This window comes from Corallococcus sp. AB049A, from assembly GCF_003668885.1.
Taxonomy (GTDB): Bacteria; Myxococcota; Myxococcia; order Myxococcales; family Myxococcaceae; genus Corallococcus; species Corallococcus interemptor.
On sequence record NZ_RAWL01000119.1, the window covers coordinates 1 to 20,991 of the forward strand.

The 20,991-nt window shown below is 66.9% G+C and carries 16 protein-coding genes and 1 other RNA gene; 12 read left to right on the top strand and 5 right to left on the bottom strand.

Annotation, left to right across the window (positions count from 1 at the left end; translation table 11 throughout):
- Window positions 1-115 precede the first annotated feature (115 nt).
- On the top strand, window positions 116-679 hold the full coding sequence (locus D7X55_RS15360) for a hypothetical protein (RefSeq protein WP_120551895.1): 564 nt from the start codon (window positions 116-118) through the stop codon (window positions 677-679).
- Between the two features lie 10 nt (window positions 680-689).
- On the opposite strand, the gene rnpB is transcribed toward D7X55_RS15360, so the two are convergent.
- An RNA gene (gene rnpB / locus D7X55_RS15365) (RNase P RNA component class A) lies at window positions 690-1,083 on the bottom strand.
- Between the two features lie 94 nt (window positions 1,084-1,177).
- On the opposite strand from rnpB, the gene D7X55_RS15370 reads away from it, so the two are divergent.
- The 11 genes from D7X55_RS15370 (at window position 1,178) to D7X55_RS15420 (ending at window position 17,957) form a co-directional block, all read left to right on the top strand.
- The gene (locus D7X55_RS15370) at window positions 1,178-1,627 is read left to right on the top strand and encodes an AAA family ATPase (RefSeq protein WP_120551896.1); all 450 of its coding nucleotides are present in this window, start codon (window positions 1,178-1,180) and stop codon (window positions 1,625-1,627) included.
- Entirely contained in the window at window positions 1,614-2,381 is a 768-nt protein-coding gene (locus D7X55_RS15375; RefSeq protein WP_121723424.1) for a tRNA(His) guanylyltransferase Thg1 family protein, read from the top strand. Before D7X55_RS15370 ends, D7X55_RS15375 begins: the two co-directional genes overlap by 14 nt.
- Window positions 2,382-2,636: 255 nt before the next feature.
- Window positions 2,637-3,134, top strand: a complete 498-nt coding sequence (locus tag D7X55_RS15380; protein WP_121723425.1) for a hypothetical protein — start codon at window positions 2,637-2,639, stop codon at window positions 3,132-3,134.
- Between the two features lie 46 nt (window positions 3,135-3,180).
- Window positions 3,181-4,959 (top strand): Hsp70 family protein, encoded by a 1,779-nt coding sequence (locus D7X55_RS15385; protein ID WP_121723426.1) that lies wholly within the window; start codon window positions 3,181-3,183, stop codon window positions 4,957-4,959.
- Window positions 4,960-4,987: 28 nt separating this feature from the next.
- Complete coding sequence (locus D7X55_RS15390) at window positions 4,988-6,508, top strand: S16 family serine protease (protein WP_121723427.1); 1,521 nt, start codon at window positions 4,988-4,990, stop codon at window positions 6,506-6,508.
- Complete coding sequence (locus tag D7X55_RS15395) at window positions 6,505-8,763, top strand: DnaJ domain-containing protein (protein WP_121723428.1); 2,259 nt, start codon at window positions 6,505-6,507, stop codon at window positions 8,761-8,763. The genes D7X55_RS15390 and D7X55_RS15395 overlap by 4 nt, the downstream gene beginning before the upstream one ends.
- Window positions 8,760-10,544, top strand: a complete 1,785-nt coding sequence (locus D7X55_RS15400) for a hypothetical protein (protein WP_121723429.1) — start codon at window positions 8,760-8,762, stop codon at window positions 10,542-10,544. The genes D7X55_RS15395 and D7X55_RS15400 overlap by 4 nt, the downstream gene beginning before the upstream one ends.
- A gap of 99 nt (window positions 10,545-10,643) precedes the next feature.
- Complete coding sequence (hsdR, locus tag D7X55_RS15405; protein WP_121723430.1) at window positions 10,644-14,030, top strand: type I restriction-modification system endonuclease; 3,387 nt, start codon at window positions 10,644-10,646, stop codon at window positions 14,028-14,030.
- Entirely contained in the window at window positions 14,027-15,451 is a 1,425-nt protein-coding gene (locus D7X55_RS15410) for an N-6 DNA methylase (RefSeq protein WP_120551904.1), read from the top strand. The genes hsdR and D7X55_RS15410 overlap by 4 nt, the downstream gene beginning before the upstream one ends.
- Window positions 15,452-15,459: 8 nt before the next feature.
- Window positions 15,460-17,037, top strand: a complete 1,578-nt coding sequence (locus tag D7X55_RS15415; RefSeq protein ID WP_121723431.1) for a restriction endonuclease subunit S — start codon at window positions 15,460-15,462, stop codon at window positions 17,035-17,037.
- A 2-nt stretch (window positions 17,038-17,039) separates the two neighbouring features.
- Window positions 17,040-17,957: a restriction endonuclease gene (locus D7X55_RS15420; protein ID WP_120551906.1), complete on the top strand. Its 918-nt coding sequence runs from the start codon at window positions 17,040-17,042 to the stop codon at window positions 17,955-17,957.
- Window positions 17,958-18,138: 181 nt separating this feature from the next.
- Here the strand turns inward: D7X55_RS15420 and D7X55_RS15425 are convergent, their stop codons facing one another.
- The 4 genes from D7X55_RS15425 to D7X55_RS15435 form a co-directional block, all read right to left on the bottom strand.
- Window positions 18,139-18,807: an AAA family ATPase gene (locus tag D7X55_RS15425; RefSeq protein WP_158616302.1), complete on the bottom strand. Its 669-nt coding sequence runs from the start codon at window positions 18,805-18,807 to the stop codon at window positions 18,139-18,141.
- 4 nt (window positions 18,808-18,811) lie between these two features.
- Entirely contained in the window at window positions 18,812-19,099 is a 288-nt protein-coding gene (locus D7X55_RS42910) for a hypothetical protein (RefSeq protein WP_147442930.1), read from the bottom strand.
- Between the two features lie 282 nt (window positions 19,100-19,381).
- Window positions 19,382-20,032 carry a ribonuclease HI family protein gene (locus tag D7X55_RS15430; RefSeq protein ID WP_121723432.1) on the bottom strand — a complete coding sequence of 217 codons (651 nt, stop codon included), beginning with the start codon at window positions 20,030-20,032 and terminating at the stop codon, window positions 19,382-19,384.
- Between the two features lie 31 nt (window positions 20,033-20,063).
- Complete coding sequence (locus D7X55_RS15435) at window positions 20,064-20,798, bottom strand: zinc ribbon domain-containing protein (protein WP_120551909.1); 735 nt, start codon at window positions 20,796-20,798, stop codon at window positions 20,064-20,066.
- Window positions 20,799-20,991 lie beyond the last annotated feature (193 nt).

Below are 20,991 nucleotides of genomic sequence, written 5' to 3' on the forward strand. Positions count from 1 at the left end.
GGGGGCACCTGCGCAAGGAGTGCGTCGAGGGGGCTCAGGGTCTTCATCGCCGCTCCGCATACACCAACGCGCAGTTGGATGCAGCGCCCGTGGCCGGGTAGAACCGCCCTCCGTCATGCGCCTTCCGCCCCTGAACGTCCTGTTGTCCGCCACCGTCCTCCTGGGGACTTCCAGCGCCTGCATCGTGGAGGCCCCCGGCGGGGCCAGCGAGCAGGAGCGCCGCGCGGCCACCGTTGCCCAGGTGCCCCCGCTGTCCATCCGCAGCGGCGCCAACCTGGGCGGCAAGGTGGAGGTGGTGGGCGCCTCCGTGCAGCCGGGCAAGATCCCCGTGGGGGACCAGGCGCGCGTCACCGTCTTCTTCAAGGTGCTCCAGCCCATTGAAGAGGACTACCTGGTCTTCGTGCACATCGAGGACGCGGACGGGCGCATGGAGCGCCTCAACGTGGACCACAAGCCCGCGGGCGGCCTGTACCCCACGACGCAGTGGAAGGTGGGGGAGACGGTGAAGGACGAGTTCGTCATCGCCCTGCCGCAGGGCGCGTCGCCGCGCGCCATCAACGTGTGGATGGGGCTGTGGGAGCCGCGCAACGACGCCCGGCTGCCGCTCACCAACCCGCAGGCGGTGCGCAACGACGGCCGGGGGCGCATCCTGCTGGCGCAGGTCCCCGTGGGCGGGTGACAGGGAAAAAAACCGGAGCGGCCCTGTAAGCCGGGTTCTGTCCCCACCCCTTTCGGGATGGGCGGCGAACATTCATCTAGGGCCCTGGTTGCCCAGGGGCCTCATCAGCGAGCAACCCGAACGCATGGGACGGGCCATCCCTGTCCCCTTTCGGGGACGCGCTCCTATTGGCTCTTGCTCCAGGTGGGGTTTACCGTGCCGTCCGAGTCACCCCGGACGCGGTGCGCTCTTACCGCACCGTTTCACCCTTACCCGCCCCCTCGCGGGAACGGGCGGTCTGTTTTCTGTGGCACTTTCCTGCGAGTCGCCTCGACTGGCCGTTAGCCAGCACCCTGCCCTCTGGAGCCCGGACTTTCCTCCCGCCATCCATGCCTGCGATGGCCGGCGTTCACCCGGACCGCTCCGGCACTCCGGGGGATACAACAGCCAGCCCGGCCGGGTCCACCTTCAGGATTGAACGGTGTCGTGCGTCCGCCTTCGCGCGAGGGGAGGGGCGGCATGGAAGCGGTCATCTTCACGGGCATCCAGGGGACGGGGAAGAGCAGCTTCTACCGGGAGCGCTTCTTCACCACCCACGTCCGGCTGAGCCTGGACATGCTCAAGACGCGGCACCGGGAGAAGGTGCTCTTGCGCGCATGCCTGGAGGCGAAGCAGCCCTTCGTGGTGGACAACACCAACCCCACGGTGGCGGAGCGCTCCCGGTACATCGCGGCCGCGAAGCAGTCCGGCTTCCGCGTGGTGGGGCTCTACTTCCAGTCGAAGGTCGCGGACGCGCTGCTGCGGAATGATCAGCGCCCGGTGGAGCAGCGCGTGCCGCTGGTGGGCGTGCTGGGCACCTACAAGCGATTGCAGGTCCCCACTCCCGAGGAGGGGTTCGACAGTCTCTTCTTCGTCCGGCTGGGGCTGGACGGGTTCACCGTGGAGGAGTGGCAACGTGAAGTTCGATGAGCTGGACGCGAGGATGCGGGTGTTCGAGACCGCGCACGACCTGTGCGTGCTGCCCGGCGTGTTCATGGTGGCGCGCATCGACGGGCGCGGCTTCACGCGGCTCACGAAGGAGGTGCACGCCTTCGAGAGCCCCTTCGACGTGCGCTTCCGGGACCTGATGGTGGCGACGACGGGCCACCTGATGGACCGCGGCTTCCGGGTCATCTACGGCTACACGCAGAGCGACGAGATCTCGCTGCTCTTCCACCCGGACGAGGACACCTTCGGGCGCAAGACGCGCAAGCTCAACTCCATCCTCGCGGGCGAGGCGAGCGCGAAGTTCTCGCTGCTCCTGGGGGACCTGGGCACGTTCGACTGCCGCATCTGCGAGCTGCCGAACGTGGAGCTCGTGCGCGACTACTTCCGCTGGCGCAACGAGGACGCGGTCCGGAACGCGCTGAACGCGCACTGCTACTGGAGCCTGCGCCGCGAAGGAAAGGGCGTGGCGGAGGCCACGGCCATGCTCATGCGCCTGTCGGTAGCGGAGAAGAACGAGCTGCTCTTCCAGCGGGGCGTGAACTTCAACGACGTGCCGAACTGGCAGAAGCGCGGGACGGGGCTCTACCGGGAGACGTACGCGAAGGAGGCCCTCAACCCCAGGACAGGGGAGACGGTCCTCGCGGAGCGCCGGCGCATCAAGGTCGACTACGAGCTGCCGATGAAGGACGCCTACGACGCCTTCATCCTGTCGCTGCTGGAGGGTGTGGAGCGATAGGGCCGGTCTGGGATGACCTCGACCGCTCGGAGGAATTGAGCGACGCGGCGTCGGGGGGGCAGGGTCACTCGCGGTGTCGGGGAGCCAGTTCTTCCTGGCTCGTCCGTATTACCTGGAGCGGTGGCCCACGGGGTCGTGAGTCACTGTCCTACCCGGGGCGGGGGATTGCGCGCGTTCGCCCGGGTGCCGCAGGATTCGCGCCCACGCGCCCGGGTGCCTCACGGCACGGCGCGACCGTTTTGAGGGGGAATCACCATGGTCATTTTCGGTTCAAGGCTCTTCGGCAAGTGCGATGCGATTCCGGGCCTGGGCTACGTGGCGACGAAGTTCGGTCACATCAACTTCGTGCCGCTCATCCCGCTGGAGGGCTGGCTCGTCGTCGCCGAGGAGGGCAATGGCTGGCGCGGCCAGGCCATCTCCATGAGCGGCAAGTCCGTGCTCACGGCGTGGGCGCGCTTCCTGTTCATCGTCGTGGGCCTGGGCTCGCTGCTCTTTGGCTTCATCGCCTTCACGGAGATGGAGCCGGGCAGGGCCATCCCCCTGGGTGTCCTGGCCCTGGCCTGCATCGGCGGGCTCATCGCTTCGTACAAGTGGAAGTGGGTGACCCACGCGTCGCCGGAGCGCGCGCTGGAGATCGCCCAGGAGGCGGGCATCGGCGAGGAGGGCATCGCGCAGCTGCGTCGCATGTACGCCGCCTCGGAAGCCGCCACCGTCGCCACGCCCGCGCAGCCGTGGACTCCGCCGGAGTCCTGAGCCGCCGTTCGCGGTCCTTCGCCGAAAGGCCTCGGGTTCACCTCGCATGAGTCATGTCGTTGGCATCGATCTGGGCACCACGCACTCGCTGGTGGCCGCGCTCGACAGCGCGGGCCGGCCCAACCTCCTGACCAACCGGTTGGGCAAACGCCTCACGCCCTCCGTGGTGGGGCTGGACGCCGAGGGCCGGCTCCACGTGGGCGAGTCCGCGCGGGAGCAGCTGCTCGTGCACCCGGAGCGCACCATCGCGGAGGTGAAGCGGCGCATGGGCCGCGACCTGCCGGTGACGCTCGGGGACCGGCGCTACAGCCCCACGGAGATCTCCGCGCTCATCCTGCGCGCGCTGCGTGAGGACGCGGAGCGGGCGCTGGGCGGCGCGGTGACGGAGGCCGTCGTCACGGTGCCCGCCTACTTCAGCGATGCGCAGCGCCAGGCGACGAAGGACGCGGGGGAATTGGCGGGGCTCAAGGTGGAGCGGCTGCTCAACGAGCCCACCGCCGCGGCGCTCGCGTACGGCGTGAACCACCTGGACGCCGAGCAGTACGTGCTGGTGTACGACCTGGGCGGCGGCACGTTCGACGTGTCGGTGCTGGAGATGTTCCAGGGCGTGCTGGACGTGAAGGCCTCCGCGGGCAACAACCAGCTGGGAGGCAGTGACTTCGACCAGGCGCTGGCCGCGTGGCTGGGCGCGGAGTTCGAGCGCGCCCACGGCGTGTCGCTGGCCGGCAACCTGGCGGCGCAAGTGCGGCTCAAGGCCGCGGCGGAGGCCGCGAAGATCGCGCTCACGTCCGTGGAGGCCACGCCCGTCATCATCCCGTTCCTCGCGCAGGGCCGGGGTGGCTCGCCCGCGTCGCTGGAGGTGGAGGTGACGCGCGCGCGGTTCGACGCGTTGATCACCGACCTGGTGCGCTCCACGCTGGAACCGATGGAGAGCGCGCTCAAGGACGCGAAGCTGTCGAAGAAGTCCATCGCGGAGGTGGTGCTGGTGGGCGGCAGCTCGCGCGTGCCGCTGGTGCGCCGGCTGGTCGCCGAGTACTTCGGCCGCGAACCCCGCGACGGCGTGCACCCCGACGAAGCGGTGGCGCTCGGTGCCGCGCTGCAGGCGGGATTGAAGACGGGCGCGGTGAGCGCCGCGCACGGCATCATGATCACCGACGTGTGTCCGTTCACGCTGGGCGTGGAGGTGCAGGCGACGGTGGGGCGTGAGCGGGTGGGTGGCGTGTTTTCGCCGCTCATCCCGCGCAACACGACGGTGCCGGTGTCGCGCACGGAGACCTTCGCCACGACGGCGGACGGGCAGCGCGCGGTGGAGATCCGCGTGTTCCAGGGCGAGGCGCGGCTGGTGAAGGACAACCTGCTCCTGGACGCGTACACGGTGGAGGGCGTGCCGCCCGGGCGAGCGGGAGCGGAGAAGGTCGCGGTCACGTTCACGTACGACATCAACGGCATCCTCGACGTGACGACGCGGGTGGTCTCCACGGGCAAGGAGGCCACGCTCGTGGTGGACAAGCGCTCGCAGCGCCTGGGGCCGGAGCAGCGGCTGGAGGCGAAGGAGCGGCTGGCGCGTGAGTGGGGCGCGGCCCCCGTGTCGGCGACGCCGCTGTCCGCGCCCGTGCCCGTGGCTCCTCCTGTCGCGTCTCCAGAAGCGGACGCGGACGCCCTGCTGGCCGCCGCGACCGAACGCATCGCGACCGCGCCGGCGAACGTGCGTCCCCGGCTGGAGTCGCTGTGCAATGCCTTGCGAGAGGCCCGAGCGAAGAACGACCGCGTCACCGCGGCCCGTCTGGACGCCGAGCTGACCGACCTGCTGTTCGACCTGGGCTGAGCACGCGCGTGCGGCGGACCGGACCTCCATGCTCCTGACCGAGCTCAAGCGCGCGGTGGTGCTGCGCCCGACCGAGCCCGCCGCACGGTTGGCTTTGGCCGAAGCGCTCTTCCAGGAGCGTGACTTTCGCGGTGCCGCCGAACACGCGCGCAAGGCCCTGGACCTGGGTGGAGGCGGGCCCGCGCGCCGGCTCCTGTGCGGAGCCTGGGCGCGCGATGGCAAGCGGGCCGATGCGCTGAAGATGTTGCAGACGGCCGCGCGCGAAGCGCCTCGCGATGCGTCCCTGCGCGCCGAGCTGATCACCTTCCTGGAGGAGGACCGGCCCGACGACGCGCTCGTGCATGCGTTCGAAGCCACCGAAACCGCCCCCGGCGAACTGGAGGCCTGGCGCGCCGTCATCCGCCTGTGCGAGCGCACGAATCGGCCTTCCGAAGCCATGCCCGCGCTGAGGCGGGCCCGGCTGCTCGCGCCGGAAGACCCGCGCCTCGCGGAGTCGGTGCTCGGTGCCCGCGCCGCGCTCGGGCTTCCGGCCTCCACCGCCATGCTGGACGCGCCTCCCCTGGAACAGGCCGCGCAGGCGCTCAAGCTGCCCACGGCCCGTGCCGCGCTCACGGAGGCGAAGCTCGACGCGGCCGTGGAAGCGCTCTCCCGGGGCTCGCTCGCGGAGGTGAAACGGCAGCTCGTCATCGCGCCCGCATCGACCCGGACCCGCGCCGCCGCGGCCCTGCTTCGCGCGGAGTTGCTGTGGCTGGAAGGCCGTCCCATCGCTCAGGTCGAAGAGGCCCGTCGCGCCGTGCTCGACATGGCGGGCGCACCGGGCGCCGCCGCGCTGCGATTGGGAGATCTGCGGCTCGAAGCCGGAGCGCTCGACGAGGCACGCGAGCTCTATGCCCGTGCGGCCTCGAACGGAGAGTCCCTGGCGGCGGCGGGGCGCGAGGCCGAGGTCGCCGAACGTCGCCGGCTGCTGGCGCGCGACCTGCCTGCCATCGGGCGCGTGGGCGTGCTCGGCTGGCATCCCGGGGGCGGGCATGTCTCGCCGCTGGAGGCGATCGCGGTGCCCGGACGCGGCGTGCTGCGGTGCAGTGGCCACGTGGGCCCCGAGGGCCAGGAGGCCGCGGACGTGGCCTTCAGCGTGGTTCGCGCCCGCGCGCCCGCGCTGAGCCTGGGGAAGCACACGACGGGTTACGACCTGCACCTGCACTACACCGACACGGAGGTCGGCAAGGACGGCCTGTCGTCAGGGCTCGCGCTCTCGCTGGCGGGACTCTCCGCGTACACGCAGCGCCCGTTGCCCGCGCGGCTGGCCGTGACGGGCGAACTGACGCTGAACGGTGAAGTGCGGCGCGTGGGGGGTGTGCACGAGAAGTTGGTGGCCGCGTACCTCGAAGGCATGCGCGTGGTGGTGCACCCGCGCCGAAACCTGGACGACGTGGCGGCGCTGCCGCCCGAGGTGTCCGGGCGCCTGAGATTGATCGCGGTGGACAGTTTGGATGAGGCGTGGCGGCTCGTGAACGCGGCCGGGAACACGCCAGGACTGGAGCGAAGGTGAACAACGAGCCCCGCCAGAACCCGTACGAGGTGCTGGGCGTCGAGCAGGACGCGGACGCCCGCGCCATCAAGAAGGCGTACTTCGAGCGCGTCCGGCAGAACCCACCGGAGACGCACCCGGAGGAGTTCCGGCGCCTGCGCGAGGCGTACGAACTGCTCTCCGACCCCGAAGCGCGGCAGGCCTTCGACGCCAGCGCCGCGCAGCAGGCGGACGGCCCGGAGGCACGGAACAACGCCGCCCTCCAGGAGGCCATCAACCTGTTCGAAGCGGGTGACAAGGTCGGTGGACGGAGGCTCCTCACCGAGCTGCTCAACGAACAGCCGGACCTCCACGACGCGCGCATCCTGCTGGGCCGCCACTTCCTCTACGAGGGTGACGCCAAGGAGGCGCTGGCGGAGTTCGACGCGCTGCTCGCGAGGGCGCCGGACTCCTGGCAGGCGCACCTGCAGCGGGGCTGGGCGCTGCTCCGCCTGGAGCAGATGAAGGAGGCCGCGGACGCGTTCTGGCGCGCGGGCAAGCATGGCCCCTCGGAGGTGAGCCCGCGCGTGGCGCTGGCGGACTGCCTGGAGGCGATGGGGCAGGTGGCGGACGCGCTCAAGGTGCTCGAGCAGGCGCAGTCGCTGCCCGGCATCTCGCGGATGGACGTGCTCGCCCTCAAGGTGCGGCGCATCGCCACGATGCTGGAGTTCGGCCAGGACGCCGTAGCCGCGAAGGAGCTGGATCGGCTGGACGCCGAGCTGCCGGAGGACGCCGACCCCGAGCTGCGCCGGTGGACGGGAGCCCAGCTCTCCGCGGCCGCCGCGCATCTCTTTGGCCAGCAGAAGTCCAGGGGCGCGAACCAGCTGCTCGCGTTCGGCCGGCGCTTCAACCCGGAGAGCGCCACCGAGGCCGCGTATCCGACGTGCGTCACCGTGGAGGTGGACGCCCTGCCGCAGGTCACCCGTGACTGGCTGCACTCGGAGGCCGAGCGGATCGGTGGCTGGCGCGTCCTGTCGACCTGGGTGATGCCGGCCCTCTTCACGTTGATATGCGCCACGGCCCTGTGCTTCCTGCTGACGTTCATCTTCCTGGGCACCAACGAGCGCGGTGTCTGGGATTGGGTGTTCTGGGCGGCCGTCGCGGGGTTCGGCTGCGGCGCCATGTATTACCAGGCGCGCTACCTGCTGCGAGTGATGGCGAGCCCCTACGGGCGCTTCAACACCATCCATCCGCTGCATCTGATCCAGGTGGCCATCGACCGCATCACCGTGTGGCCGCTCGTGCACCTGCAGGACCTGCAGCTGGTGAATCACCAGAACAACGGCGTGTATCAGCACACCAACATCCAGATGCGCTTCAGCGACAAGCGCATGGTCCTGACCGTGAAGGGCAAGGACAAGGCGGAGGCGCTGGCCCAGGAGCTCATCGCCCGTCGCCGCCGCGTGCTGGAGCTGCTGGGCCGGGGAATGCTGGACGCGGAGAGCGGCGTGGAGCACCTGCCTCCGGCCCTGCTGGCGAGCGCGAACAAGCAGGGCCACGTGCGGGCACCGAACACGCCTTCGCCCTGGCCCGGTGTGTTCGCCGCCGCGGGGATGGGCGTGTTGCTGGCGGGCGCGGCCGTGTGGCCGCAGAACCGGTTGTCCGCGGAGCACGCCTGGATGCGCGTCGCGTCGCATGCGGACCTGAGCGCCATGCTGGAGTACCTGCGCGAGCAGCCCGACCCCCGGTTCGTTCCCCAGCTCCAGGCCAAGGTGGACGCGGAGCTGGGCAAGGCCCGGACGCAGCTGGAGGCCCGGTTGGATCCAGGCAGCGCCGCCGCGCCGTCTCGCGCGTTCTTCACGGCCTTGCTGGACGCCGCCTCGCGCACGCACAGCCGCCGCATCACCGTGACGTATGCGGCGCAGGAGGGCGCGCGGACGCCCCAGGATGATCCCTCGGAGTTGCTCGTGAGCGCCTGGCAGCGGACGGTGGATGAAGCGGTGGGGCAGGGCGTCCTCGTCGTGGACGGAGGCCGGGGCTCCCAGCGCGAGGGGCCGCCGTTGCTCACCCTCCACGTGCGGGAGGAGGTCCAGGCGGGCAAGCGCGGTTGGTCGGTGAAACCGGAGGGGCTGGAGCTGCCGGTCGCGCCGCTGGACCTCGTGGCGGACGCGGCGGATCCGCGCGGCTCGGAGGTCCTGTTCCACGCGTGGGTGGACCGTTGGCATCTGCCCGGCGCGGGTGACCGCCGCCCGTTGTTGCTCACCGCTTCGACGCTCGTCCAGGAGGCCCAGCCGTGAGTGCTCCTTCCACTTCTCCACGCCACGGCAGGCTGCTGCTCGGCGGAATCGGCATCTGTGCGCTCGCGGTCGTGGGCGTGACCTGGACCGGAAGGGCCCAGGAGAAGGTGCTCTTCGTCAACGCGTTGGACACCCCGGTGACTGTCACCGCCGGCAGCGAGCGGTTCTCGCTCGGGGCGAATGATCATCTCGTGCGTCCGATGCCCATCGGGCCCCTGGACGTGGACGTGCGCGGTGGGGAGGCCACGCTGGCCCACGAGACGGTGTTCGTGACGGACGAGGGCGGACTCTTCGTCTACAACCTGCTGGGCGCCGCTCCGCTCTTCATCACGACGGTCCGCTACGAGCGGAACGATGCGCCCGCCTCCGAGTCCGAGCCCTCGTCGCTGGTCGTCGCGGGGACATCCTTCCTGCGCGCGGGACACATCGACTACGTCCTCACCGATCCGCCCCGAAGCATCCAGATGCGCAAGGAGGACGGCCGCTACACCACGCGCTTCCATCTGGGCCAGGCACCAGGAGGATGGGCCGCGAGCTATGGCTGGCTGATGTCGAACCATCAGACGGCCAAGGCGGCTCGATTCACGGAAGAGCTCGCGAGGGTGCTGCCGGAGACGCCAGGTGCGCGGAACGCCGCCAGGGCCGCGAGGATGGTGCTCGCGCGTGAGGAGGGGCTTCTCGCGTCGCTCGCCGCCACGCGGCAGCAGCGTGACTCGCAGCCGGACAACGTGGATGCCCAGCGGGCGTGGATGTACAACATGCGTCGCGCCGGGCGGAACGACGAACTCCGCGCGCACTATCAGGCCGAGGTGGAACGCCATCCCGGCTCCCTGGTCATGGCCGTGATGCTCGCGCGCGTGGAGCCCGAGCCCGCGGGGACCGCACGGCTGGAGGCGCTGGTGCGCAATCATCCCGGAGAGCTGCTTCCCCGCCGGGCGCTGGCGGTGCGGTACGCGCGTCAGCAGCGCTGGGCGGATGCGCTCCCGCTGCTGGATGCGATGGAGCAGGGGGACCCGGACTACGCGCGCTACCAGGACACGCATGCCGAGGTGCTGGTGGCCCTGGGCCGCCGAGCGGAGGCGGCGCGCAGGCTGTCGGAGCGACTGCTCCAGGCCAGCCCGGAGACGGAGCCACCGGACCTGGATGACGCGCAGCTCTACGCGAAGCTGGTGGGACACGCGTCACTGGAGGGCAAGGAGAACGCGGCGATGCGGCAGCTCGTCGCGTCGGCCCAGAAGGACGAGCCGGAGGGAATGGTGGTCCGGTGGCTGTCGGCCTCGCTGGGACTGCCTCCGGAGGTCGATTCGCCGCTCGGAACGAAGGACGATCCGCTCGAGACCGCGGTGCGGCTGATGCTGGCGCTCGCCGAGGAGCCTGGGTTCGCCGCAAGGGCTTCCACGCAACTCGACTTCTTCGGCTTCCACCGCCTCGGCCCCGAGGCAGGCCTGTTGCTGGCGGCGGAGTTCGAAAGGCTCGGGGACGCGGCGCTCGCGGCGAGGACGCTCGACCTCTCCGGCGTGGAGCTGGGTTACGGAGAGCTGCAGGACGTGCTGCGCGGCACGCTGCCCGTGGAGTCACTGACGACGACGCTGGATTGGGGCGAGCGCGCCGCGCTCCACCTGGTCCTCGCGCGCCAGCTGGATGCCCAGGGGCGGGATTCCAAGGCGGCCTATGCGCGGGTGAAGAAGGAAATCCTGCTGCCTGGAGCAGTCAGCATCGCGCTCCAGAAATGGGACCGCCCCAAGCCGTCCAACGCCGTGGCGGGGGACTCCGTGCCCTGACGGAAGGAGTGCGGCCGTCCGGGCTGACATGGGGTGGGGTGGACCCAACACCACCCTGCCAAATCTGGGGAAGCCGTGAACATTCGGTAGAGTTGTGGGGTGCCTGCTCCCCAGCCGCGCTCCGCGAATTTTGGCTTCCTGTTGCTTCATGACCCATTGCTCGTCGCATTGGGTGCACAGGCAGAGCGTTACTTCGCCGAAGACCCGACCACCTGCCTGATGAAGCTCCGGCAGTTCGCGGAGGTCCTCGCACAGCGAGCCGCCGCGAACCTCGGCCTGCTTGCTTCCCCGGACCAGAACCAGGTGGACCTCATTCGTGCGCTGGACGCACGCGGTGCGCTGACCGTCGAGGTCCGGCAGGTTCTCCATGAACTCCGGCGAGCCGGGAACGCCGCAGCGCATGAGGTCCGGGGGACGCACAGTGATGCGCTTCATGGGCTGAAGATCGCCCGGGTGCTGGCCATCTGGTTCCACCGGACCTTCAGCAAGGAACGTCATTTCAACCCCGGGCCGTTCATCCCGCCTCCGGATCCGGCGCAGGAGAGCAAGGCGCTCGCGCAGGAACTGGAGCGGCTTCGAAGCCAACTGGCGCAGGCGAAGCTCGGTGCCGAGGCCGCCCAGTCCGCCGCGGAAGAAGAAGCCCGACGGCGTCTTTCCGCTGAGGAGAGGGCTCGCAAGGACGCCGAGGAGCGCGAGGTCTGGCAGTCACTTGCCGAGGAGGCGGAGGCGAAGCTCCGTGCGGGGCTTGCCGCTGCACAGGTTCAGGCTGCGGCAACCCCAACCAAGCAGCTCGACGTCCTGGTCCGGCAGGCACAGGACGCCGGTTCCGACCTGGACCTGGACGAGACCGACACGCGCAAGCTGATCGACGCGCAGCTCCGTCAGGTGGGCTGGGAGGTCGACTCGCAGACCCTGACGTTCGCGGCGGGCACCCGGCCGCAGCGTGGCCGCAACCTGGCCATCGCGGAGTGGCCCACCGCGAGCGGTCCAGCGGACTACGTCCTGTTCGCCGGTCTGGAGGTCCTGGCCGTGGTCGAAGCGAAGCGCCGGAGCAAGGACGTGCCCGGCGCCATCCAGCAAGCGAAGCGGTACAGCGAGGGCTATCAGGTCAAGGGCGAAGAGGTTCTTCCAGGGGGGCCATGGGGCAAGTACCTGGTGCCCTTCCTCTTCGCGACAAACGGCAGGCCGTACCTGCGCCAGCTCGAGTTGAAGAGTGGAATCCACTTCCTCGATGCGCGCCGCCCGACCAACCATTCCCGGGCCCTCGTCGACTGGTACTCGCCAGAGGGCTTGAAGGGATTGCTCCAGCAGGACAAGGAGGCGTCGGAAGCGGCCCTGCGCGTGGAGCCGACCGAATACCTCGGCCTGCGCGACTACCAGCTCAAGGCCATTCATGCGGTCGAGTCAGCGCTGGAGACAGGGCGCCGCGAATGTCTCATCGCCATGGCCACGGGCACGGGCAAGACGAGGACGTTCATCGGGCTCGTGTATCGGCTCGTGAAGACCCGGCGCTTCCGCCGGGTGCTCTTCCTCGTGGATCGCAGTGCCCTCGGCGAGCAGGCCATCAATGCCTTCAAGCACGCGCGTCTGGAGGGGCTTCAGACCTTCACGGACATCTTCAACGTGAAGGGCATGGAGGACATCCGGCCGGACCCTGAAACCAAGCTCCACTTCGCCACGGTCCAGGGGATGGTGAAGCGGACCCTCTACAGCGACGACGGCGAGCGGCCGAACGTGGACGACTACGACTGCATCGTCGTGGATGAGTGCCACCGCGGCTACACCCTCGACCGGGAGATGAGCGATACGGAGCTGAGCTTCCGGAGTCAGGACGACTACATCAGCACGTATCGGCGTGTGCTTGATCACTTCGACGCAGTGAAGATCGGCCTGACGGCGACACCGGCCCTGCACACCACGCAGATTTTTGGTGAGCCGGTGTTCACATACAGCTACCCGGAGGCGGTCATCGACGGCTGGCTCGTCGACCATGAGCCGCCCATCCGCATCACCACCGACCTTTCCGAAGGTGGCATCCGCTGGGCCGCTGGTGAGCAGGCCGCGACGTGGAACGTCGAGGCCCAGAAGTTCGACCTCGTTCACATGCCGGACGAATTGTCCTTCGAGGTCGATGCATTCAACACCCGGGTCGTCACGGAGAACTTCAACCGCGTTATCTGCGAGGAACTGGCTCGTCAGGTCGACCCTGCCGCGGAGGGGAAGACCCTCATCTTCTGCGCCACGGACCATCACGCGGACATCGTGGTCGCGGCTTTGAAGAAGGCGTTGGATGCCCAGTATGGGGGCGTGGATGACGACACGGTGATGAAGATCACCGGAAGCTCGGACAAGCCGCTCCAGCTCATCCGCCGCTTCAAGAACGAGAAGCAGCCGAGCATCGCTGTCACCGTGGACCTGCTCACGACCGGCATCGATGTGCCGCCCATCGTGAACCTCGTGTTCCTGCGCCGCGTGAAGAGCCGCATCCTCTACGAGCAGATGCTGGGGCGAGGGACGCGCAGGTGTGACGACATCGGCAAGGAGGTCTTCCGCATCTTCGATGCCGTGGATCTCTACGCGGCCCTGGAGCGATTCACGTCGATGAAGCCGGTCGTCGTGAATCCATCCTTCACGTTCGTGCAGCTCGCCCAGGAACTCCTGGCCATCAAGGATGCTGAGGCCCAGCGGCAGGTGATTGACCAGTTCGTCGTCAAGCTACGCCGCAAGCGACGGTCCATCGAGCAGAAGTCCTCTGAGCACTTCGAAGCCGTCGCTGGAATGCCCGTCGGCGACCTGTTGCTCTTCCTCCGGAACAAGTCCTCCGTAGAGGTCGCGACCTGGTTCTCGGCCCACCCGCAGCTGGGAGAGGTTCTCGATAACCACAGGGGACCCGGGACGCCCATCTACGTCAGTCATCACGCGGACGCACTGAAGTCCGTGGAGCGGGGCTACGGCCCGGGCCGTGTCCGTCCTGGTGACTACCTGAACGATTTTGCGGCCTTCATTCGGAACAATCAGAACGTGCTCCCTGCGCTGATGGTCGTGTGCCAGCGGCCGCGTGAGCTGACGCGCCAGCAGCTCAAGGAGCTGAAGCTCGCGCTCGACAGGGCGGGCTACAACGAGACCGCGCTCCAGACGGCCTGGCGGGAGACGACCAACCAGGACATCGCGGCCTCCATCATCGGCTTCATCCGCCAGAGGGCACTGGGAGAGGCACTGGTCCCATACTCCGAGCGGGTGGACCGGGCCTTGCGCCAGGTGCTGGAAGCGAAGGCCTGGACGCAACCCCAGCGGAAGTGGCTGGAGCGGATCGCCAAGCAGCTCAAGGTCGAGTCCGTCGTGGACAAGGACGCCTTCGACCAGGGGCAGTTCGGGGCCAGTGGTGGTTTCACGTACTTCAACAAGGTCTTCGAGGGCCGCCTGGAGCAGGTCCTTGCTGACCTGAACGACGCTCTCTGGCAACAAGGTGGCAAGGCAACCGGATGAACACCAACGCGAACGAACTCGTACAGAAGCTCTGGAACCTCTGCTCCCTCCTCCGCGAAGACGGGGTGACCTACCACCAGTACGTCGCCGAGCTGGCTTTCGTGTTGTTTTTGAAGATGGCGAAGGAGACCAAGCAGGAGGACCAGCTCCCCAAGGGTTATCGCTGGGATGACCTGGCTAGGCGCGAGGGCATGGACCAGCTCCAGTTCTACAAGGAACTGCTCCTCCATCTCGGCACGAAGGGCAGCAACCGCGTCCAGGACATCTACGCAAATGCCAATACATCGCTGAGACATCCGAAGAGCCTGAACGCGCTTGTGAAAGCCCTGGATGCGCTCGATTGGTACGGGGTGGACCGGGAGAACCTTGGCGACCTCTACGAAGGGCTTTTGGAGAAGAACGCCACGGAGGTGAAGTCCGGAGCGGGGCAGTACTTCACGCCTCGGCCCCTGGTGGATGCGATCATCGCCGTGGTGAAGCCGCAAGCCGGTGAGACCGTGCAGGACCCTGCCTCGGGGACGGGCGGGTTCCTTATCGCTGCCGACCGGTACGTTCGCTCACAGACGGACAACTACTTCGACCTCACGGAGAAGCAGCAGGCGTTCCAGCGCCGAAAGGCGTTCTACGGCGTGGAGCTGGTTCCAGAGACCCGTCGCCTGGCGCTGATGAACATGGCCCTGCACGACCTGGAGGGTGAGCTGATTCTCGGCGACACGCTCTCGCCTGTCGGGCGCGACCTGCCGAAGGCGGACATCATCATCACGAACCCGCCGTTCGGGACCAAGAAGGGCGGCGGCAAGCCCGAGCGCGACGACTTCACGTTCCCGACCTCGAACAAGCAGTTCGCGTTCCTGGAACATGTGTACCGAGGGCTGAAGGCAGGGGGGCGCGCGGCTGTTGTTGTTCCGGACAACGTTCTCTTCGAGGAGAACGTCGGCCAGGAGATTCGCGCCGACCTCATGGACAAGTGCGACCTGCACACTGTCCTGCGACTGCCGACCGGCATCTTCTACGCGCAGGGAGTGAAGACCAATGTGCTGTTCTTCACGCGTGGTCAAAAAGACAAGGGCAACACGAAAGCCGTCTGGTTCTACGATATGCGGACCAACGCCCCAGCCTATGGGAAGCGGACTCCATTCCTGCGGAAGCACTTCGATGATTTCGAGACGGCGTTCGGCGAGGATCCTTACGGTAAGAGCAAGCGTAAGGACCAGGGCTCCGAGGGGCGATTCCGGAAGTTCAGTCGCGAGCAGGTTGAAGCCCGAGGCGACAATCTAGACCTGCTCTGGCTCAAGAGTGAAGAACTGGCGAATGCCGATGAATTGCTAGAGCCTGAAATAATCGCAGCCGAAATCAAACGTCAGTTGCAGGTGGCTCTTTCTGAGCTGGATGCGCTGACTGTTGCTTCTGAGTTTGAATAGGTTGAAATATGGATGCTGAGCTTCCACTGGGTTGGGCTTTTGCGACAGCCGACGAACTCTCGGACACAGTTCCCAATGCGCTTGCCATCGGGCCCTTCGGAAGCAACCTGAAGGTTCAAGATTATCGTACTTCGGGTGTGCCCTTGGTGTTTGTTCGTGAGATTCGGCGGGAACGATTTGGTGGCGCAGACACGAAGTACATAAGTAACGAGAAGGCTGCGGAGCTTGCTGCTCACGTGGTCCGACCGGGCGAGCTTTTGATTACAAAGATGGGCGATCCGCCCGGTGATACTGCTGTTTATCCACTGGATAGACCTGGTGCGGTGATTACATCTGATTGTATTAAGCTTAGTCCAAATTTGAAAGTTACGTCTTCGGACTTTCTTGCGCTGCTTTTGCGGTCGCCTGGTGTGCGCAGTCTGCTTGTTGAGCAAACAAAGGGAGTTGCTCAACAGAAGCTAAGTTTGAAGCGGTTTCGAGAGATACAGTTCCCTCTGCCCCCACTCAACGAGCAGCGCCGCATCGTAGCCAAACTCGAATCCCTCCTGGCCTGCAGCCGCCGAGCGAAGGAATCACTGGACGCCATCCCGGCGCTGCTGGAACGATTCCGGCAGTCGGTGCTCTCAGCCGCGTTCCGGGGAGACCTCACACAGGATTGGCGCGAGGCAAACCCGGACGTGGAGCCTGCCTCGAAGCTGTTGGAGCGGATTCGATCCGAGCGCCGCCGCCGCTGGGAAGAAGCCGAGTTGAAGCGAATGCAGTCCAAGGGCAAGCTCCCCAAGGACGAGAAGTGGAAAGCCGAGTACAAGGAACCCGAGTGCAACGATGAGGCGGGCGCCTTTGGCCCTGTCTCTGGCCTTGGGTGGGTTGTGGCGCCTGTCGATGGCCTGTGCGATCCGAACCGAGGCGTGCCCTACGGTATTGTTCAAACGGGCGATGAAACGGCAGATGGAGTGCCGACGGTTCGTTGCGGTGACCTCAAGGATTTCAGCATCGACCTTGCGCTGCTCAAGCGAGTGGCCCCGTCGATTGAGCAGCAGTACACACGCACCCGTCTGTCTGGTGGTGAGGTCCTGCTTGCAATTCGTGGCACCGTTGGCGGGGTGGCTGTGGCATCCGAAAAGATGCGCGGGATGAACATCAGTCGCGAAGTCGCAATGCTTCCCGTGCTGCCAGGAGTGGAGCCCCGGTTCGTCATGTACCTCTTGGCATCGCCAGCCGCGACAGCGCTCCTTGCTGGTCGCACCAAAGGGGTTGCGCAGCAAGGAGTGAACCTCTCTGACTTGAGAAGTCTCCCTGTCCCCCTGCCTTCTCTCGCTGAGCAGGTGCAGATCGTTCGCAGGGTTGATGCGGCCATGTCTCGGGCTCGGGCTGTAGCCCGAGTCTGCGCAGAAGCTGTTTCCCGAACGCCATCCTTGGAGGCGGCCATTCTGGCGAAAGCCTGCCGGGGAGAGCTTGTTCCCCAGGACCCCACAGACGAGCCCGCCTCGGCCCTCCTCGAAAGGATCCGGGCGGAAAACAATCAGCCCGCTGATAGCGATCCAACTGCACGCTCGAAACGTCGCCGTGAGAACAAGGTCGCCTGACCATGCCCATCCCTGACTTCCAGAGCGCGATGCTCCCCATCCTCCGGCTCACCCAGGACGGCAAGGACCACACGCTGGGCGAGGCGCTGGACGCCGTCGCCGTGGAGTTCAAGGCCACGGAGGAGGAGCGCAACGAACTGCTCCCCAGTGGCCGCCAGCGGCGGCTCCACAACCGTGTCGGCTGGGCGAAGACCTACCTGCAGAAGGCCGGGCTTGTGGAGGCCAATGGGCGCGGGCGCTTCCGCATCACACCGCGTGGCCAACAGGTCCTCCAGGGCAAGCCGACGCGCATCGACATGAAGTTCCTGGAGCAGTTCCCCGAGTACAACGTCTTCGCGGCACTCAAACACGACGCTCCGGACGCACCTCCCTCTGCTCCAGAGCTTCCGGTCTCCAATGAGACTCCGGAAGAGGTCCTTGAAGAGAGCTACCAGGAACTGCGCCGGCGCCTCGCGGAAGAACTGCTGGAGCGCATCAAGGCCTGTGACCCCCGGTTCTTCGAGAAGCTGGTCGTCGACCTCCTGGTGGCCATGGGCTACGGCGGCTCCCGCAAGGACGCGGGCCAGGCCGTCGGCCAGAGCGGCGACGAGGGCATTGACGGCATCATCAAGGAGGACCGCCTGGGGCTCGACGTCGTCTACATCCAGGCGAAGCGGTGGAACAACACCGTCGGCCGTCCCACCGTCCAGGCCTTCGCGGGCAGCCTGGAAGGACAGCGGGCTCGCAAGGGCGTGCTCATCACGACCTCGGACTTCAGCCGCGAGGCCCGTGACTACGTGAAACACATCGAGAAGAAGATCGTCCTCATCGACGGCACCGAACTCGCCAGATTAATGATCGACAGCGGCGTCGGTGTCACCGAGGTCGCCACGTACACGGTGAAGCGGCTGGACCTGGACTACTTCGGCGACGAGGAGTGACGCCCGTGCCCTGGGCTACATCTGCTCGTCGATAGTGCGGTGGCTCATCTCGGCAGCCTCCACGTTCTGTATTTGAATGCTCACGCGAGGGTGTGTTTGCCTGGCAGGCGTCAGTTTCCAAGCACCCATGGATGATTCAACGTGAGCAAGTCGCACGTGCAATCCATGGTCACATTGGCCGCTACTCTTTCGCGGTAGCCGGTGGGTCAACAACTCCACAAGCTTCCGCAGTGGCCTTCAGCACTGGGCCCATCGCATGCGGACACGGAGTCGCTTCGAATATCTTGGTGATTCCCTGTTGCTTGCTTGCAAGCAACACAGGCTTGTCCTCGTTGAGCATGAGCACGCATGCGGTTGCGGACCGCCAAAACCACGCCAGGTTCTGAAGTGAAACAGGCCAACGCTTCCGTACCTTTTCGTCCGGCACGTCATGGCCTCCGTTGGCTACTCGGATTCGAACCCGATCGAGCGCAGCCTCCACTGAGGGGAGTGCTACGTATACGAAAAGGACGTTCCAATCGAGCTCCAGCGCACGCTGAACGATGCTCCGATACTTATCGCTCGCCAGTACTGTCTCGATGACGAAGTGTGTCCGCCGCTTGTCGATGAGCGTTCGGACGTGTTGTTCGCATTGGTCGGCCGCGAGACGGTTCGCATCCGGTTGCTTGAGGCTCGGGTCCGCTGCCATGAGAGCCCGCGTAACCGTGTCCGGATTGATGATCTCGATCCTCTCTGCATCCGATAACTCGACGAGGCTGCGCAGCGTCTCAGGGCTCTGAGAAAACGTGCTCTTCCCAGCCCCATTGATCCCCCCGACGAGCATGAACCACGGCGCTTGGCGAACGGTCATGTGGCTACTTCGCATTCTCCGACTTCGCCCGGTTGACTGCCTTGCTGAACGCCGTCAGGAGCTGAGCCGGAAGCTGGGGGTTCTCCATCCAGTCAGGCGACTTGGCCTTCCTGCCTTGAGCGCGTTTCTGGACCGTCGTGGTCTCGAATCGAACAACTGCGGTCGAGCCTTCTCGACTCGTGACCTCCTGGCTGATCCGAATCTTCTCTCCGACCTTTCTGGCTCCGAGCGTGGTCGGCTTCTTGCCCACGATTTTCACGGCCACCGCCTTGGGGCTTTTCTTCCGTGCCATGTCGCTCTCCTTGCCCAGAATCTTAGCTTGGGATGCCGCTGTTGGCATCGAGCGGAGTCCTCTTCTCCGACCGTATGGGCGCGGGTCAGTGGCCTGCTTGCGTGCAATGGTTGGGGGCAGCCGCGTGAGGGCCTGGTCGGGGATGCGTGGCTGAATAGAAGGTCTCCTGCGGGGTGGCTTCTGTCTCAGACCGGACGGTATGAGGGGTGGCTCCCCGGTTCAGTTCTCTTCTTGACCAGGGACTACTTCAGGGTTCTCGGAACGAGACCTGAAGAAAGAGCCTTAGAGACGCTCGTCGATGGCGCGGTTGCTCATCTCGTCCGCCTCCGCGTTCTGCGCGCGGGGGACGTGGGCGAGCTTCACCTTGCCGAAAGTCGCCAGCAGCTTCTGCGCCTCCTGGAACAAGGGCTTCAGCGTCGCGCTCTTCACCTGGTAGCGCCCACCCAGCTGACGGATGAGCAGCTCGCTGTCCGCGAAGACCTCCACCTCGCGGGCGCCCAGGCTCTTCGCGTGCTGCAGGCCGATGAGCAGGCCCATGTACTCGGCGTAGTTGTTCGTCTGGTGCCCCAGGAACTTGCCCAGGCGCGCCACCACCGCGCCCTCGGTGTTCGTCAGCACCGCTCCCGCGCCGGCAGGGCCCGGGTTTCCTCGCGCCGCTCCGTCTGAATAGACGCGCACGCGGTTCAGCACCCCTGCCGCCGCGGGCGTCACCGCCTCGATGCTCGGCGCGGTGGTGTCGAGCGCGGCCGCCGGGGCGGACTCCGTCGCGGGAGCCTCGGCCTCGAGCGGACCGCCGCCCAGCTGCTCGGCGGCTTCGTCCAGCAGCTGGCCCAGGTGCTCGCGGGTGAGCCCGCGAAAGGCGCGCACCGTCGCCGTCAGCGGCTCCTCACGGGCGATGTGACGGAGGACGTCGACGAGCGAAGGTGTCGGCATGGGAGAGGGGACCGAAGGTGACGCGCCGCCGCTACTTCTCGGCGTTTTCCTTCGGCTCCTGCAGCGCTTCGACGGCGAAGATGATGCGGTTGCACGAGGGGCACACGTCGGTGCCCAGCGAGGTGCGCAGCATGTTGTACATCTGCGGGGGCAGGTTCATGTTGCAGCCCTGGCAGGTGCCGGCCACCACGCCCACCATCGCGGGCAGCTTCTTCTTGCGGATGACCTCGTAGCGACGCAGCAGGTTGGCGTCCACGTTCGCGGCGACTTCCGCGCGGCGCCCCTCCAGCTGCTTCACCTGGGACTCGGACTCGCCCAGCTTCCCGCGCAGCTCCGTCATCCGGCCGGACAGGCCCTGCTGCCTGGTGGCGTAGTCCGCCTCCTTGCCCTTGATGGCCTCGCGCGCCTGGCCCAGCTCCTTCACCTTCTCCGTGAGCGCCTCGGACTGGGTGAGGATGCCCTTCTTCGCGATGTCGATTTCGCGAGCGAGCGCCGAGTACTCACGGGTGGAGCGCTGGTCGGACAGGCGTGCTTCCCACTTCTTCACCTTGTCCTTCTCGTCCGTGATGTTCTGCTCGAGCAGGGCCTTCTGCTTCTCCAGGTCGGCCACGCGTGTCCGCTCGGCTTCGATGCCATTGCGCGCGACCCCCAGCTCCCGCTCCAGCTCGGAAATCTGGCGGGGATGCACGTCCGCCGCCTTCCGGAGCGAGGCGACCTCGAGGTCTACCTTCTGCAGCTCCGCCAAGGCCTTCAGTTTCTCCCGCAAGTTGCTGCCTCCCACACGGCCGCACCGACGCGCGGCTCGGCTCTTGTACCAACAAGGGTGCTGGGGTTCCAACGCGTAATTGGGGACGTGTCCATCCCCGTGTTCCCCATCCGCCCCTTCGGCGTTTGAATCCGCTTCACGCACCCGTTAGACCCTGTCTCTTATAAACATCTGACGCTGCCGACGACTTAAT

Bases quoted from the DNA above. Each gene is read 5' to 3' on its own strand.
- D7X55_RS15425 (WP_158616302.1), bottom strand. From the start codon at position 18,807: ATGACCGTTCGCCAAGCGCCGTGGTTCATGCTCGTCGGGGGGATCAAT.
- D7X55_RS15390 (WP_121723427.1), top strand. From the start codon at position 4,988: ATGCTCCTGACCGAGCTCAAGCGCGCGGTGGTGCTGCGCCCGACCGAG.
- D7X55_RS15360 (WP_120551895.1), top strand. From the start codon at position 116: ATGCGCCTTCCGCCCCTGAACGTCCTGTTGTCCGCCACCGTCCTCCTG.
- D7X55_RS15420 (WP_120551906.1), top strand. From the start codon at position 17,040: ATGCCCATCCCTGACTTCCAGAGCGCGATGCTCCCCATCCTCCGGCTC.
- D7X55_RS15415 (WP_121723431.1), top strand. From the start codon at position 15,460: ATGGATGCTGAGCTTCCACTGGGTTGGGCTTTTGCGACAGCCGACGAA.
- D7X55_RS15430 (WP_121723432.1), bottom strand. From the start codon at position 20,032: ATGCCGACACCTTCGCTCGTCGACGTCCTCCGTCACATCGCCCGTGAG.
- D7X55_RS15370 (WP_120551896.1), top strand. From the start codon at position 1,178: ATGGAAGCGGTCATCTTCACGGGCATCCAGGGGACGGGGAAGAGCAGC.
- D7X55_RS15385 (WP_121723426.1), top strand. From the start codon at position 3,181: ATGAGTCATGTCGTTGGCATCGATCTGGGCACCACGCACTCGCTGGTG.
- D7X55_RS15380 (WP_121723425.1), top strand. From the start codon at position 2,637: ATGGTCATTTTCGGTTCAAGGCTCTTCGGCAAGTGCGATGCGATTCCG.
- D7X55_RS42910 (WP_147442930.1), bottom strand. From the start codon at position 19,099: ATGGCACGGAAGAAAAGCCCCAAGGCGGTGGCCGTGAAAATCGTGGGC.
- D7X55_RS15410 (WP_120551904.1), top strand. From the start codon at position 14,027: ATGAACACCAACGCGAACGAACTCGTACAGAAGCTCTGGAACCTCTGC.